The organism is Lentzea sp. NPDC042327, from assembly GCF_040647275.1.
GTDB lineage: Bacteria > Actinomycetota > Actinomycetes > Mycobacteriales > Pseudonocardiaceae > Lentzea.
On sequence record NZ_JBEZBX010000003.1, the window covers coordinates 577,460 to 591,847 of the forward strand.

14 protein-coding genes are annotated in these 14,388 nt (G+C 71.2%); 12 read left to right on the forward strand and 2 right to left on the reverse strand.

Annotated elements, in window-relative coordinates; all coding sequences use genetic code 11:
• Complete coding sequence (locus AB0A63_RS10555) at nucleotides 1-1,005, reverse strand: methyltransferase (RefSeq protein WP_360388075.1); 1,005 nt, start codon at nucleotides 1,003-1,005, stop codon at nucleotides 1-3.
• 139 nt (nucleotides 1,006-1,144) lie between these two features.
• Here AB0A63_RS10555 and AB0A63_RS10560 point away from each other — a divergent pair, with 139 nt between their 5' ends.
• Together AB0A63_RS10560 and AB0A63_RS10565 are read left to right on the forward strand one after the other, a co-directional pair.
• Nucleotides 1,145-1,975, forward strand: coding sequence for a TauD/TfdA family dioxygenase (locus tag AB0A63_RS10560; protein ID WP_360388078.1), 831 nt, complete (start codon nucleotides 1,145-1,147; stop codon nucleotides 1,973-1,975).
• Between the two features lie 5 nt (nucleotides 1,976-1,980).
• Nucleotides 1,981-3,174 (forward strand): cytochrome P450, encoded by a 1,194-nt coding sequence (locus AB0A63_RS10565; RefSeq protein WP_360388081.1) that lies wholly within the window; start codon nucleotides 1,981-1,983, stop codon nucleotides 3,172-3,174.
• A 103-nt stretch (nucleotides 3,175-3,277) separates the two neighbouring features.
• On the opposite strand, the gene AB0A63_RS10570 is transcribed toward AB0A63_RS10565, so the two are convergent.
• A complete protein-coding gene (locus AB0A63_RS10570) occupies nucleotides 3,278-3,667 on the reverse strand; it encodes a hypothetical protein (RefSeq protein ID WP_360388084.1) in 390 nt (129 codons plus the stop codon).
• 315 nt (nucleotides 3,668-3,982) lie between these two features.
• Between AB0A63_RS10570 and AB0A63_RS10575 the strand changes: the two genes are divergently transcribed.
• The 10 genes from AB0A63_RS10575 (at nucleotide 3,983) to AB0A63_RS10620 (ending at nucleotide 14,318) form a co-directional block, all read left to right on the forward strand.
• The gene (locus tag AB0A63_RS10575) at nucleotides 3,983-4,951 is read left to right on the forward strand and encodes a thiamine pyrophosphate-dependent dehydrogenase E1 component subunit alpha (protein ID WP_360388087.1); all 969 of its coding nucleotides are present in this window, start codon (nucleotides 3,983-3,985) and stop codon (nucleotides 4,949-4,951) included.
• Entirely contained in the window at nucleotides 4,948-5,961 is a 1,014-nt protein-coding gene (locus AB0A63_RS10580) for a transketolase C-terminal domain-containing protein (RefSeq protein ID WP_360388090.1), read from the forward strand. Before AB0A63_RS10575 ends, AB0A63_RS10580 begins: the two co-directional genes overlap by 4 nt.
• Nucleotides 5,958-7,094: a 2-oxo acid dehydrogenase subunit E2 gene (locus AB0A63_RS10585; protein ID WP_360388093.1), complete on the forward strand. Its 1,137-nt coding sequence runs from the start codon at nucleotides 5,958-5,960 to the stop codon at nucleotides 7,092-7,094. The genes AB0A63_RS10580 and AB0A63_RS10585 overlap by 4 nt, the downstream gene beginning before the upstream one ends.
• A gap of 85 nt (nucleotides 7,095-7,179) precedes the next feature.
• Nucleotides 7,180-8,268 (forward strand): GRAS family protein, encoded by a 1,089-nt coding sequence (locus AB0A63_RS10590; RefSeq protein WP_360388096.1) that lies wholly within the window; start codon nucleotides 7,180-7,182, stop codon nucleotides 8,266-8,268.
• A gap of 215 nt (nucleotides 8,269-8,483) precedes the next feature.
• Entirely contained in the window at nucleotides 8,484-8,744 is a 261-nt protein-coding gene (locus tag AB0A63_RS10595) for an acyl carrier protein (protein WP_360388099.1), read from the forward strand.
• A 154-nt stretch (nucleotides 8,745-8,898) separates the two neighbouring features.
• Nucleotides 8,899-10,614, forward strand: coding sequence for an AMP-binding protein (locus AB0A63_RS10600; RefSeq protein ID WP_360388102.1), 1,716 nt, complete (start codon nucleotides 8,899-8,901; stop codon nucleotides 10,612-10,614).
• A gap of 4 nt (nucleotides 10,615-10,618) precedes the next feature.
• Nucleotides 10,619-11,845 (forward strand): cytochrome P450, encoded by a 1,227-nt coding sequence (locus AB0A63_RS10605; RefSeq protein ID WP_360388104.1) that lies wholly within the window; start codon nucleotides 10,619-10,621, stop codon nucleotides 11,843-11,845.
• Nucleotides 11,842-12,846 (forward strand): ketoacyl-ACP synthase III family protein, encoded by a 1,005-nt coding sequence (locus AB0A63_RS10610; RefSeq protein WP_360388107.1) that lies wholly within the window; start codon nucleotides 11,842-11,844, stop codon nucleotides 12,844-12,846. Before AB0A63_RS10605 ends, AB0A63_RS10610 begins: the two co-directional genes overlap by 4 nt.
• Before the next feature lie 165 nt (nucleotides 12,847-13,011).
• Nucleotides 13,012-13,389 carry an RICIN domain-containing protein gene (locus tag AB0A63_RS10615; protein WP_360388110.1) on the forward strand — a complete coding sequence of 126 codons (378 nt, stop codon included), beginning with the start codon at nucleotides 13,012-13,014 and terminating at the stop codon, nucleotides 13,387-13,389.
• Entirely contained in the window at nucleotides 13,386-14,318 is a 933-nt protein-coding gene (locus AB0A63_RS10620; protein ID WP_360388112.1) for a hypothetical protein, read from the forward strand. Before AB0A63_RS10615 ends, AB0A63_RS10620 begins: the two co-directional genes overlap by 4 nt.
• The last annotated feature ends 70 nt before the right edge of the window (nucleotides 14,319-14,388 follow it).

Genomic DNA, 14,388 nt, shown 5'->3' on the forward strand with positions numbered 1-14,388 from the left:
TCACCCGCGGGCGTACTCCAGCACCACCAGGCCGTTCGGCCCGTCGATCCGCGCTCGCCGCACGAGACCGGCGGGCGCGGCGAGCGCGTCGAAGTCCTCCGGCCGGCGTTCCCGCCCGCCGAGCAGGGTCAGCGACTGCAGGTCGAACGACGAGTTGTTCTTCGCGTGCTCCTCGCCGGCGAGGACCTCGACCACGAGCACGCGCCCCTCGTCCGGGACGGCCTCGGCGCACCGGCGCAGGATGCGGGTGGCGTCCTCGTCGGGCCAGTCGGTCAGCACGCGGGACACGATCAGCACGTCGTAGCCGGTGGGCAGCGGGTCGAGGAAGCTGCCGCCGACGAACTTCGCCCTGCCGCCGAGGTCGGCGAGGAACTCCTCGGCCTCCGGCCTGACCTCGGGCAGGTCCAGCACCGCACCGGTCAGGTGCGGGTGCTCGGTCAGCACGGCGCCCAGCAGCGCGCCGGTGCCGCCGCCGACGTCGACCACGCTCGACACGGAGCTCCAGTCGTAGCGGGCGGCGACCTCCGGGCCGGTCTGCCAGGCGAACCCGGCCATCGTCGCCCCGAAGAACACGCGCAGCGCCTCGTCGTCGCGGTAGTCCGACCAGAAGTCCTTGCCGTGCACGACGCCGTAGGCCGACCGGCCGGTGCGCACGGCGTGCAGCATCCCGCTGTAGGCCAGGTCCATCTTCAGCCCGGGTCCTCCCGCGTCGAGCCACGACCGCAGCAGCGCGTTGCTCTCGTCGAGCAGCGCCCGCGACACCGGCGTGAGCGCGTGCTCACCGGGCGCCTGCTCGGCGAACAGGCCGACCGCCACGAGGTGGCGCAGCAGGCGGGCCAGCGCGTCCCGGTCGGCGCCGCACGCCTGCGCCAGGGCGGCCGTGGTGGTGTGCCCGTCGCGCACCAGCTCGGGCAGCCTCAGCGCGACCGCCGTCCGCACGGCGAACGGGGTGGCGAGGTCCACGAGGGCGGCGAGAGCGGCGGTACCGGAGCTGTCACTGGTCACGGCGATCCTTTCGGGAATTCCCTGGAGGTTCTGTGCTGATCTGAAGATTGCCGCTGAAAAGCGTTGGAAGCAAGCGTTCAGAAGATTTTTTGCACATCCGTTCCGTGTGTGCGGAATGGTTATCAGGAATGGGTGGAAAATGACCTCTCTCGACGTGCGTCCGCTCACCTGCGCACTCGGTGCCGAAATCCGCGGCATCGCGCTCGCCGACGTCGACGACGCCCTGTTCGACCGGATCCACCGGCTGCTGCTCGAACACCTGGTGCTGTTCTTCCCCGACGCCGCCGGGCTCACGCCGGAGGACCACAAGGCGTTCGGCAGGCGGTTCGGGCAGCTGGAGGTGCACCAGCTCCTGCCGAAGCTGCCCGAGCACGAGGAGGTCGTCGTGCTCGACTCCGAGCAGGGCGCCAAGGCCGACGTCTGGCACACCGACGTCACCTACGCCCAGTCGCCGCCCATCGCCTCGGTCCTGCAGATCGCGCAGTCGCCCGCCGTCGGCGGCGACACGATGTGGAGCAACCAGTACCTGGCCTACGAGGCGTTGTCGGCGCCGATCCGGGAGCTGTGCGACGGTCTCACCGCCGTCCACGTGCTGGAGTTCGGGTCCTTCCGCAGCGAGGCGGAGCACCCGGTCGTGCGCGTGCACCCGGAGACCGGCCGGCGCTCCCTGTACGTGAACCGCATGTTCACCAAGCGCATCCCGCAGCTCACCGCCGAGGAGAGCGCGGTGCTGCTGCCGCACCTGTTCACCGTGTCGGAGAGCCCGCAGCGGGTGTGCCGCTACCGGTGGACCGAGGGTGCGGTCGCGGTCTGGGACAACCGCGCGACCCAGCACCACGCCGTCAACGACTACACCGGGCGCAGGGTCGGGTACCGCGTCACCGTCCTCGGCGACGAGCCCAAGGGCGACGGGGCGCGCTGGCCGGACCACCAGGTCACCGGCATGAGCGCGACCGCGGTGAAGGACTGAGCGCCGTGGACGACACCGAGTTCATGGACCTGTACTGGCGCGACCCGCACGCCGCGCTGCGCCACGCCCGCGACCACACCCCGGTGCGCGAGCTGACCTTCGAGACGGGACCGACCTGGCTCGTCACCCGGTACGCCGACGTGCGCGAAGGACTCGCCGACCCGCGGCTGGCCAAGGACTACCGCGCCGCGCTGCCCGCCGACGAACGCGCCACCGCGCCACCGGGTCTGCCCGCGCCCATGTCGCACATGCTCACCTCGCTCGACCCGCCCGACCACACCCGGTTGCGCAGGCTCGTCACCCAGGCGTTCACCGCCCGCCGCATCGCCGAGCTCCGCCCCCGCGTGCAGACCCTCGCCGACGACCTGCTGTCCGCGCTGCCCACCGACGAGCCGGTGGACCTCGTCGCGCGCTTCGCGATCCCGTTGCCGATGGAGGTGATCTGCGAGCTGATCGGCGTGCCCGAGCTGGACCGCGAGGACTTCGCGCACTGGTCGACCGTGCTGATCGACGAGTGCCCGGAACCCGAGCTGGTCCGCGCCTCGGCCCAGCTCGCCGACTACCTCGGCGGCCTCGTCGCGCTGCGCCGCGCCGACCCGGACGACGCCCTGCTCTCCGGCCTCATCGCCGCCTCCGAGAACGGCGAACGCCTCTCCGACCTGGAAATCGTCGCCATGGCGATGCTCCTGCTGATGGCCGGCCACGAGACCACCGCGGTGTTCGTCACCAACAGCGTGCGCGCCCTGCTCGCCGACCCCGCGGCACTGGAGCGGCTGAAGCCGGACACGGCGCCCGAGCTGGTCGAGGAACTGCTCCGGTGGGTCTCACCCGCCCTCAACGCCTCGCTGCGGTTCGCCACCGAGGACCTGGAGATCGCCGGGACCACCATCCCGCGCGGCGCCTCCGTCATGCTCTCCACGGGGGCGGCCAACCGCGACACCACCCGCTTCCCCGACGCGGCCCGCCTCGACCCGGACCGCGACACCACCGGCCACGTCGCGTTCGGCCACGGCATCCACCGCTGCCTGGGCGCAGCCCTCGTGCGACTGGAGGCGGAGGTCGCGCTGACCGCGCTGTTCGGCCGCTTCCCGAAGCTGCGGGCCGCCGCCGTGGAGGAGGAGCTGACGTTCCGGCGCAGTGTCCACGTGCACGCGCCGAGGACGTTCCCGGTGGTGCTCGGGCCGTCCTCGGGAGCCTGACGGCCGGTGACCGTCCACTGCCTCGGCTGTGGACGGTCACCGGCCTGTCGTGACCACGCCCATCGGTTGCACGGTCATCCGCAACCGGTGGCGCGGCGGTGGGTCAGGCCTTGTCGTACTGCGTGGGTCCCACGACCGCGGTGCAGCACCCCGGGTTCGCCCACCCCTGCGCCGTGAGGTTCCACGTGACCCGCACGCCTTCGGTGAAGTCGTAGTTGCAGGTCTTGGACGTGTTGTCGCCCTTGCTGTTCACGCACTCACCGGTCCTTGCCCCCGCCTGCCAGAACACCACGGCGGCCCGGCCGTCGGCCTCGTCGTCCCAGACCGTGAACGAGTCGCCGTAGCTCGTGAATGTCGCGTGCGCGAGCCGGTTCGGCCATGTTCCGTACACGTTGCTGCTGGAATCGGCCATCGCGGGCGTTGCCATGCCGGCGGCAACCGCCACCGCGACGACAGCGGACACCCCGAACTTCTGCGACAGACGCAAGGTCATCACTCCTCAGTGGACTCCGTTTGACTGAACAACTATGTATTCGACGTCACCGGTCATCGAGCTGATAGCCCGGATGTACGCACCGCAACGGCCATCAGGGTGAACTTGGACTGCGCGCAGTGGACGCTCCGTACACGCGGATGCTGTTCAGAAAAGCTTGTCCCACGGGTTGGAATGATGGCTTCTGTGGAATTGGGTCTACCTGCCAGACTTTGCGAGGAAAGGCCCGACTCGCATTGAAAAAATGAGTCAAAATGAGGTCGCCGCACTTTTGTTCGAATGCTGTTGTTCGTTGAATCGCACTGGGAGACGAATGTGGCCAGCACAGCACCCCCGCTCGTCGGCGGCAGCACCACCGTGCTGCCTCAGCCCCGGGCGGGCGCGGAACCCCTGTCGCGGCTGGCGGCCGAGGACCTCGACACCCTGCTGATGATCCGGCACTTCGAACTGGCCCTGCTGGAGCTGTTCTCGCAGGGTCTGCTGCACGGCACCACGCACACCTGCCTGGGGCAGGAGTACATCCCCGTCGCGCTCTACGCACTGCTGGACGAGGGCGACCACGTCTTCAGCAACCACCGCGGCCACGGCCACTACCTGGCCCGCTTCCGCGACCCGCACGGCCTGCTGGCGGAGATCATGGGACGCGAGGGCGCTGTGTGCAACGGCGTGGGCGGCAGCCAGCACATCCTCCGCGACCGCTACCTGTCCACCGGCGTGCAGGGCGAGAGCCTGCCGGTGGCCGCGGGGGTCGCCCTGCACCTGCGGCGGACCGAGCCAGGACGGATCGCGGTGGTGCACGTCGGCGACGGCACGTGGGGCGAAGGCGCGGTGTACGAGGCGCTGAACATGGCCCAGTTGTGGGGGCTGCCCCTGCTGGTCGTGGTCGAGAACAACAGGATCGCCCAGTCCACCCCGACCGAGCAGCAGATGGCCGGCACCATCCAGGCGCGTGCGGCGGCCTTCGGCATCCGCCACCACCACGTCACCTCTCACGACGTCGCCGTGGTGCGCCGGGAGCTGTCCGGCCTGGTCGACGACGTCCGCACCCGGCACCAGCCCCTGGTGGTGGAGTTCAGCACGAACCGGGTGGGCCCGCACAGCAAGGGAGACGACTCCCGCCCCGCCGAGGTGATGCGGCACGCGGCCGAGCACGACTGGTACCGCCGGTACGAAGCGCAGCACCCGGAGCAGTTCGCCGTGGCCGACCGGAACCAGCGACAGGCGATCGCCGAGGTCGTGCGCGAGGTCCAGGCCCGCCCCGCGTCCCGCTGGGAGCACTCGTGACGAGGCCGGAACGGGTGATCGGCAACCTCAACCGGGCCCTGCACGCGCTCCTCGACGACGACCCCCGCGCCTACGTCATCGGCGAGGACGTCGCCGACCCGTACGGCGGCGCCTTCAAGGCCACCCGCGGCCTGTCGGACCGCCACCCGGAACGCGTGATCTCCTCGCCGATCAGCGAGGGCGGCATCGTGGGCGTCGCCGCGGGGCTCGCGCTGACCGGCAACCACCCGGTCGTGGAGATGATGTTCTCCGACTTCGCCGCGCTCGCCTTCGACCAGCTCCTGAACTTCGCCAGCAAGTCCGTGTCGATGTACGGGCGCACCGTTCCGATGAGCATGGTGGTCCGCTGTCCCACCGGCGGCAACCGCGGCTACGGGCCGACCCACAGCCAGAGCCTGCAGAAGCACTTCATCGGCATCCCCGCGCTCAGCCTGCACGAGATGTCGCCGTTCCACGACAACGCGGACGTCCTCACCGCCATGCTCTCCAGCGAGCAGCCCTGCATGTTGTTCGAGGACAAGACGCTCTACGCCCGCACGATGCACCAGGGCGGGATCGTCGACGACCTGTTCCGGTACGAGCTGCTCGACGACCCGAGCCGGACCGCGCGCGTGTTCCCCGTGGACTGCGCCGACCCGGACTGGATCATCCTGGCCCCCGGCGGCCTGACCGAGCGAGCCGTCGCCGCCATGCGCACCCTGCTGCTGGAGGAAGAGGTCACCTGCGAGCTGCTCGTGCCCTCCCGGCTCCACCCGTTCACCGTCGAACCGCTGCTGGAGACGTTGTCCCGCGCCCGCCGCATCTGCGTCGCCGAGGACAGCGCAGCCGGTGGCACCTGGGGCGAGATGCTCGCCCAGCAGCTGCACCAGCACCTGTGGCACCGGCTGGCCCAGCCCGTGCTGCTGCTCAGCGCCCGGCCGAGCGTCATCCCCACCGCCGCCCACCTGGAGCACACCGTCCTGCTCCAGGCGCCCGCACTGCGCCGCGCCCTCACGGAGGCCTCCCAGTGATCAGCGTCAAGCTGCCCACCCTCAACACCAACGACGCGGGCTACGTCCTGGTCGAGTGGCTCGCCGAGCACGGCGCACGCGTCGAGAAGGGGCAGCCGCTGGTGGTGGTCGAGACCTCCAAGGCCCAGGAGGAGATCGACAGCACCGCAGACGGCATCCTCCACACCCTCGTCGCGGACGGCGCGGACTGCCGCCCCGGTCAGACCGTCGCCCACCTCTTCGCCTCCGCGGACGAGCACCGCGCCTACCTCTCCGCACCGGCCGCCGCCCCCGCGGCACCGCCGGAGCCGGCCACCAGTGCCGGTCTGACGCTCACCAAGGCGGCGCGCGCCCTCGCGGACCAGCACGGCCTGACCGACGACGACCTGCGCGGACTGGGCCGCACCGTGATCCGCGCAGCCGACGTCGAAGCGCTGCTGCCCAGCCCCGCACAAGCCGATGCCCCCACCGGCCAACGGCTGTCGGCGCAGCAACGGGCGGTGAGCGCCGTGGTCACCGAGTCGATGCGCACCATCCCGGCCGCCGCCGCCTACGCCAAGGTCGACGTCGGCCAGGCCCAGGACCTCGCCCGGCAACTGCGCCGGCGCACCGGCAGCGTCGTCTCCCTGGTCGGCCTGCTCGTCAAGGCGGTGGCGGACCAGCTCCCGGCACACCCGAGCCTGTTCACCCGGCTCCTCGACGACGGCACCGTCCAGCCCGCCGCCAGCGCGCACGTCGCGGTGGCCGTGGACGCCGGAAAGGGCCTGTACACCCCGGTCGTGCACAACACCGCCGCGTTGAGCGTCACCCGGATCGCCGACCTGATCACCGAGTTCCGCGACAAGGCCGCCCGCGGCACCTTCCGGGCCGACGAGCTCACCGGCGCCAACATCCTGATCGCCCCGCACACCACCGACGGCGTGGTCTTCGCCACCCCCATCGTCTTCCCCGGCCAGACCTGCGCGCTCTCCCTGGGCGGCATCGACGAACAGCTCGTCCTCGACCAGCAGGGCAGGCCGGAAGCCCGCCGGTTCGCCCACCTCGGTCTGGTCTACGACCACCGCGTGGTCAACGGCCGTGACGCGATGGTCTTCCTCGGTGACCTCAAACGAGCCCTGGAGGCACCGGCCGCCCTCGCGGCCGCCACCCCGTGAAGAAGCCCGTCGGCGGCATTCGGATGCCGCCGGTGATGACAGCCATGCCGAGAAGTTCTGGTCAGTCCCGAGGAGCTGCTGCCCGATGGAGAAGTTCGCCCTGCTGTGCGACGCCGTCGCCCACGTCCACGCCGGCCGCTCCGCGCAGGCCCGTCCTGCGCTGGAGACCCTGCAGAAGTTGCTCGGGCCCGAGGTGCAGCCGCAGGACGCGGCGTACGAGTTCTACCGGGCCGCACTGGTCAACCGGGTCGAGGAGCACGGCAGCCCCTCGGAGACCAACCTGTACAGGCAGGACTACGACCAGCCGCAGATCGACCTGTACTACCTGCTCACCACCCACCTGCCGTTCATGGACACGAGCCGGGTCGTCAACGAGCTGCTCGCCGGGCAGGTGGGCACCGCCGAGGACTTCGCCCTGATGTCGGTCGGCATCGGGCACGGCCGCCAGGAGAGCGCGCTGCTGCGCGGTCTCGCGACCGGCAACCCGGGACTGCGCCGCTGCACGGTCATCGGTGTCGACCCCGACCGGGAGAGCCTGGCCACGGCCGAGCGCACCCTGTGGCAGGTCGCGGCCGAGCACGGTGTCGAGCTGGACTTCCGTCCCGTGGCGAAGGTGGCGGAGGACCTCGACGACGCCGACTGGATGGGCCTGTCCCACATCGACGTCCCGCTGGTGGTCAACGCTTCTCTCGCGCTGCACCACATGCAGGACCCGAGCCCGGGTCACGACGCCAGGGACGAGTTCTTCCAGCGGTTGCGCGAGCTGAACCCGTGCGGGCTGGTGCTGAACGAGTTCGACACCGACCACCACGAGGTGTCCTTCCCGCAGCGGTTCTTCAACTCGTGGCGGTTCTTCGGCACCATCCTGCGCGCCATCGAGGCCACTCCGGCCACCCAGCAGGAGAAGGACCACATGAAGACGTTCTTCGCCCGCGAGATCATGAACATCGTCGGCTCGCGCACCGACGACCAGCGCTTCGAGCGGCACGAGCCGGCCGCCACCTGGATCACCCGGCTGCGCCGCTGCGGCTTCGAGCCCTACGGTGACGCCCCGGGGCTCCAGGCACACCCGCTCCCCGAGGACTTCACGGTGCGCGTCCTGCCCGAGCAGGTCCGGCTCGGTTATCGCGGCACCACGGTCTGCTCGGTCATCGGCGCGCGTCCTGCCGGATGAGGCACACCGGCGCCTGACCGGGATGTCCAGTGTGGACGGTGAGGGCCGTCCACCTGAACGTCCGGAGAAGAGCCGCTGCGGGTCCTGCGGTTCACCGTCTGCTGTGGAGGGCGGCACGAGAAGAACGGAGCTGCACAGCTGAACCTCGCTGATAGCGTCGTTCGGGAGATGCCGCCTTTCCAGGCGCGGCCGGTTGCAGCCGAGAGGATGTCCGAATGACGTCACCCGATGACCTCGCGCGAGTGGTGGTCGGCCACCTGTCGGCCGCGCTCGACGTGCCCGTCGCCGAGATCGCCCTCGACGCACAGCTCACCCACCTCGAGAACGCCAGCTCGCTGCGGCTGCTCACCGCGGTCACCGCCATCGAGGACGAGTTCGCCCTCGAACTGGACCCCGACACCCTGGTGCGGGTGCGGACCGTGGCCGATCTGGCGAACCTGGTCGAAGCCGGGATCCGCTCCTCCGGGGCGCGCTGACCGGTTCGCGGCCGCCGTGCGTGATCTGGGCCCGGACTTCGCGGTCGTTCCGTTTATCGGAACAGGAGATGGTCGACACCCTGCGTCCTTCCTACGGTGAACCGGCGTTCGCACCGTCGTGACGGCACATCGGGACCAGGTGGAGGAAAGTCCAATGGGGCTGGAAGTCGACACGGCCACCCCTCCCGGTTCACGGAACGAAAAGCCGGGACTCCGCTGGCTCGCCGAAACCCAGGAGCTCCGCACCATGGCCGACCTGCTGCCGGTCCTCGCGCAGCGGACGGCCGGGGAGCTGGTCTTCCCGGAGCTGAACACCTCGCTTGCCCACCGGGAGATCCCGGCACGGGCGTACGGGGTCGCTGCGGAACTGCGCCGCGCGGGTCTGGACGACCGGCCCGGCCACCGGGTGGGAATCCTCGCCGCGACGTCGCCGGAGTTCGTCTCCGCGCTCTTCGGGGTGTTCGCCGCGAACGTCGCGGCGGTGCCGATTCCCGTGCCGTCGTTCGCAGGGGGACTGGAGTCCGCTCTGGAACGGATGGACGCGCTGGTCCGCAGCGCGGACCTCCGGTGCGTCCTGGTGGGACCGCCGTTCGACGAGTTCGGTGCCGCCGTGCAGGAGCGGTACCCGGACGTCGCGGTGGTGCGCATCGCAGACTGCGCACCGCAGCCGGAAGTCCCGCGGTCCGCGACACCGAAACCGCAGGACCTGGCCGTGGTGCAGTTCAGCTCCGGGAGCACCTCCTCGCCCAAGGGGGCGATGATCGAACACGGTGCCCTGGTGGCCAGCGTGCTGGGCACGGCCGAGCGGGGCGGTGTGGAGGACGGGGACGCCGCGATGGTGTGGGTGCCGCTGTTCCACGACTTCGGGCTCGTGACGCTGCTGACCCACCTGGTGACCGGCAGCGACCTGCACATGTTCAGCCCCGTGACGTTCGTCCGGCGCACCGCGGAAACCCTCCGGTACTTCGCCGACCAGCGCATCGCGTTCTTCACCGGCCCGAACTTCGCCTACGACCGCATCCTCGACGCGGCCGCGGCCGGGCGGCTCGACGGCATCGACCTCACCGGGTGGAAGGCCGCGATCAACGCCGGTGAACCCGTTGCCTCCTCGACGCTGCGGCGGTTCGACGAACTGCTCGGCCCGCTCGGCGCCCGCCCGACCGTCATGACGCCGGGCTACGGTGCGGCGGAGTTCTGCGTGGGAATCTCGCTGCAACCCGCCGGCCGTGTCGCGAAGGTCGTCCACGTCGACCGGGCGTCGCTGCGGGACGGCGGCCGGGTGGTGGTCCACGACGGCCCAGAACCCGGTGCGGTGCCCGTCGTGTCGCAGGGGCCCGCCTTCCCCGGCGTCGAGTTCCGGATCACTGACGGCGCGGGCGGGGAGCTGGACGAAGGGCACTTCGGCGAGATCGAAGCACGGGGGGCGAACATGCTGCGCGGCTACCTCGACGACCGCGCCGCCACCGACGCCGCGATCAGGGACGGCTGGTTCCGCACGCAGGACACCGGGTTCGTGCTCGGCGGTGAGCTCTACGTCTCCGGCCGGCGAAGCGACATGATCGTGGTGGCCGGCCGGAACTTCCACGCCCACGACGTGGAGACGGCAGTCCGCGACCTCGACGGCGTCTACCAGCGTCACGTGGTCGTCGTGGCGGACGTGTCCCGTGAGCGCATGGTCGTCGTGGCGGAGACGCAGACCGACGACCAGGCCGCCTTGGTCGCCGGCATCCGTGCCCGGATCGCCGATGAGGTCGGGCTGGCCGACGTCGACGTCCGGCTCGTCGCGCGGGGGTGGCTGCCGCGGACCAGCAGCGGGAAGTGGCGCCGTGGTGAGGTGCGCGAGCGGCTCTTCGCCGACAGCGGGGTGTGACCCGGTGTCCAGCGTCTTCGCGCTGAGTCCGAACCAGACCGACAACGACTCGATGCTGGCCGCGCTGGTTCGAGGAGACGCGGTTCAGCAGGTCGTGCTGTCGACCGGGCTCCGGGTCTGGGTCGTGGCCCGCTACGCCGAGGCGAAAGCCGTCCTGCTGGACAGCCGGCTGAGGAAGGACCCGGCGACGCTGTCCGATCCCGCCCACCTGTTCGACGGGGGCAGGCACCCCGAGGACAGCTACGCGGTGCTGGGCCGGCACGTGCTGAACACCGACGGAGCCGACCACCGCCGCCTGCGGGAGCTGCTCACCAGGTGCCTGGCCCCGAAGGCCGTCGACCGGCGCCGTCAGCGGATCGCCGAGATCGTCGCGACCAGCCTCGACACCCTGGCCGCCGCGACCGCGCCCGACCTGGTGACCGCGTTCGCCGGGCCGGTGCTGACGTCGGTGATGAGCGAGGTCATCGGAATCGAGAAGTCCCTCCTCGACCGGTTGCTCCCCGCTGTGCGAACAGTCGTCGCAGACGCAGATCCGCGGAGCGCGGAGGCGCGGGAAGCCGCGGACGCGCAGCAACAGCTCATCCTGGAGGCGATCGACGACCACGACCGGTTCCCCGGCACCGACACGTTGCTGAAGCTGGCTTTCCGCGACTACCACCCCGGCGGCAGGCTCAGCCTGGCCGAGGTGATGTCGATGGTCGCCCTGACCGTGTTCGCCGGGACCACGACCTCCACGACGCTGCTGGCTCACACCGCCGCTCTGGCGTCCACCAGGGAAGACCTGCTCGAAGCGATCACGGCCGGTCCGGCGTCGTGCTCGGCGGTGCTCGCGGAGGTCTTGCGCCGGTACCCGCCGACGCCGTGCGCGACCTGGCGGTTCGCCGCCGAGGACGTGGAGGTGGGCGGGGTCACGATCCCGCGCGACGCCACCGTTCTCGTGGTGGTCGCCGCCGCCCACCGCGATCCGTTGGCCTACCCGGACGCGGATCAGCTCGTCGTGCCCCGCCCCGGCAACACCGGTCACATCGGCTTCGGGCACGGCCCGCACTTCTGCGCGGGTGCGCCGTTGGCACTGACCACGGCGAACACCGCGCTCCCCGCGCTGTTCGCGCGGTTCCCGCGGCTGTCCCTCGCCGTCCCGCTCGAAGACCTGCGCTGGACGACGAACCTGGGTGACCGCACCCTGTTCTCCGTCCCGGTCCGCCTTCGACCCGACGAGCGACCGGCATGAGGGTCGAGCGCACCGTCCGGATCAGCGCTGCGACGACGTGGCTGCCCGACGAGCGCTACCCGGCGGCGAGTGCCGTCGCAGCGGGAGCGGTCACCGCGGAACAGGCCGCCGGGGCCGCGTGCTCCGAGGTGCCGGTCGGCGCCGCGGTACCCGCCTGGTGGATGGGGTGGCAGGCAGCCCGGCAGTGCCTCGGCGACCACGGCGTGCATCCCGCTGAGATCGACCTCGTCACCTACGCGGGCATGACTCCGGGAGAGGAAGACCCCTGGTCGCCCGCGCACCGGCTCGCCAGGGTGCTCGGCGCGTCCAGGGCGGTCGCGATCGGGCTGGCTCAGATGTCGAACGGCGGTGCCGCGGGAATCGGCTGGGCCACCACTTTGATGCAGGCGGACGACAGCGTCCGGCACGCGTTGTGCACCACCGCGGGCAACTTCAGCGCGCTCCCGTACGACCGGTGGCGAACGGCTCCCGCCACCGTCTTCGGGGACGGCGCGACCGCCGTTCTGCTGGGCCGCGACGAGGGCCCGCTGATCATCCGCTCCGTCGGCTCGGCGGGCCGCCCGCAGCTCGAGGAGACCTTCCCGGCCTTCCACCCGTTCCGCCCGCTGCCCGAGCCGGTCTCCGGTCCCCAGGAGGACGCGCTCGGGTTCGCGGCGAACCTGAAGGGCTCCCGCGAGGTGATCCAGGAGGCCGTCGGCACCGCACTGACCGACGCCGGTCTGGGGGACGAGGACACGGCCCGCGACCGCATCGCACTCGTCTCGTCGAACCGGCTGGGTGCGCAGGTGACGGACCAGGTCGTGCGGCGTGCCCTGCCACGTGCGCTGCGCGACCGCTACCGTGCGTTCGGGACGGACACCGGGCACCTCGGGGCCGGGGACCTGCCGGCGAACTTGGCTGACATCCTGGCGGGTGACCTGCTGGGAGCCGGTGAGTGCGCGCTCCTGATCGGCACGGGCGCCGGGGCGACCGCCTGCGCGGTCATCGTCGAACGCGAGTAGCCGGGACGGCGACACCGACTGGCCGGTCTCGTGGTGCGCAGGTCCACGAGGATTCCGGATTCGGCGGAAACCTTTCCCGCAGCAGCGGCAACTTGCACGTAAGTCGGAAGACGATCACCGACCTCGGTGCCGTGCCAAGGCACGGCAGACTCAAGGAGCGCTGCTATGAGCAAGACCGGGTCCACTGCGGACCGTCGGGCCGGTGGACCGCGGGGACGCAAGCACCACCGCGGCCGGTTGACGGTGATCACCGCGGCGCTGGGGGTGTCGGCGCTGGCCGGTGCGTACCTGGGGGTGGTGTGGGGCGACTCGGAGCCGGTGGCCGTCGACGCCGGTGCGTACTACCGGTTCGTGTCGGTGCGCAGCGGCAACGCGCTGGACGTGGCGGGAGCGGACGGCGTCCGGATTCAGCAGGAGCAGCGCAGCCCTGACGCGGCGAGCCAGCAGTGGCGGCTGAAGCCGGTGGACGGCGGCTACCACCAGCTGTTCAACAACAACAGCAAGAAGGTCCTGGGAGTTCCGAAGGCCTCGGCGGAGCGGTGAAGATCGTGTCGCGCACCAGCGGCAAGGTCCTGTGCGCGGGCGACGGGGAGGGCGGCCGGGCGATCGTCCAGAGCGACGACCGCTCCACCGACCAGGGCAGGACGTTCCAGCGCACCGACCTGCCGTTCAAGCTCGGCGCCAACGAGGACGGCCGGTCGATGGGCGAGCGGCTCGCGATCGACCCCGCCGACAACCTGGGCACCCGCAAGAACGGGCTGTGGCGCAGCACCGACCACGGCGTGACGTGGAGCCAGGTGGCCACGTTCCCGGTGAAGGACGGCGGCAGCAGTGGAATCGGGCTGTCCTTCGTGACCTTCGGACCGGCCGGCAGCAGGACGGTCTACGCGGGCGTCGCCGACAAGACGACCTCGCTGTACCGCTCCACCGACAGCGGGGCCACCTGGGCGGCCGTGCCCGGTCAGCCCGCGGGGCAGCTGCCGCACCACGGTGTGCTGTCCGGCGACGGCTCGTTCTACGTGACGTACACCGACGTCCCCGGCCCGAACGGGGTGAAGGCGGGGTCGGTCTGGAAGCACACGCCGTCCACCGGGTCGTGGAAGGACATCTCGCCGATGCCCGGCACCGGCTTCGGCTTCGCGGGGCTGGCGGTCGACCCGCAGCGCCCGTCGACCGTGATGGTCACGACCCTGGGCCGCTGGTGGCCGTCCGACGAGCTGTTCGGCGGCCGGGAAAGCGGGTCACTGGTCCGTGGCGAGCAGGCGCCCCAGACCGCTGGCAAGCACGGCCGCGACGTCCAGCTCAGGGTCCAGCGCGGCGTTGACCAGGACGCCGTCGATCAGCGCCACGGCCAGCACCCCGAGTTCACCGGGGTCCTCGTCCCCGGCACCGGCGAAGTGCCGCAGTGCCTCGCCGATCTCGAGGCGGACGTGGCCCAGCGCGGCTCTTCTGCGCGCAGCGAGCTCCGGTGACCGTGCCGCCACGAGGGAGAACTCGGCGTTGGCCAGCAACCACCCCTGGTGCTCGAGCAGAAACCCGGCC

Bases quoted from the DNA above. Each gene is read 5' to 3' on its own strand.
- AB0A63_RS10610 (WP_360388107.1), top strand. From the start codon at position 11,842: ATGAGGGTCGAGCGCACCGTCCGGATCAGCGCTGCGACGACGTGGCTG.
- AB0A63_RS10590 (WP_360388096.1), top strand. From the start codon at position 7,180: ATGGAGAAGTTCGCCCTGCTGTGCGACGCCGTCGCCCACGTCCACGCC.
- AB0A63_RS10595 (WP_360388099.1), top strand. From the start codon at position 8,484: ATGACGTCACCCGATGACCTCGCGCGAGTGGTGGTCGGCCACCTGTCG.
- AB0A63_RS10600 (WP_360388102.1), top strand. From the start codon at position 8,899: ATGGGGCTGGAAGTCGACACGGCCACCCCTCCCGGTTCACGGAACGAA.
- AB0A63_RS10560 (WP_360388078.1), top strand. From the start codon at position 1,145: ATGACCTCTCTCGACGTGCGTCCGCTCACCTGCGCACTCGGTGCCGAA.
- AB0A63_RS10570 (WP_360388084.1), bottom strand. From the start codon at position 3,667: ATGACCTTGCGTCTGTCGCAGAAGTTCGGGGTGTCCGCTGTCGTCGCG.
- AB0A63_RS10615 (WP_360388110.1), top strand. From the start codon at position 13,012: ATGAGCAAGACCGGGTCCACTGCGGACCGTCGGGCCGGTGGACCGCGG.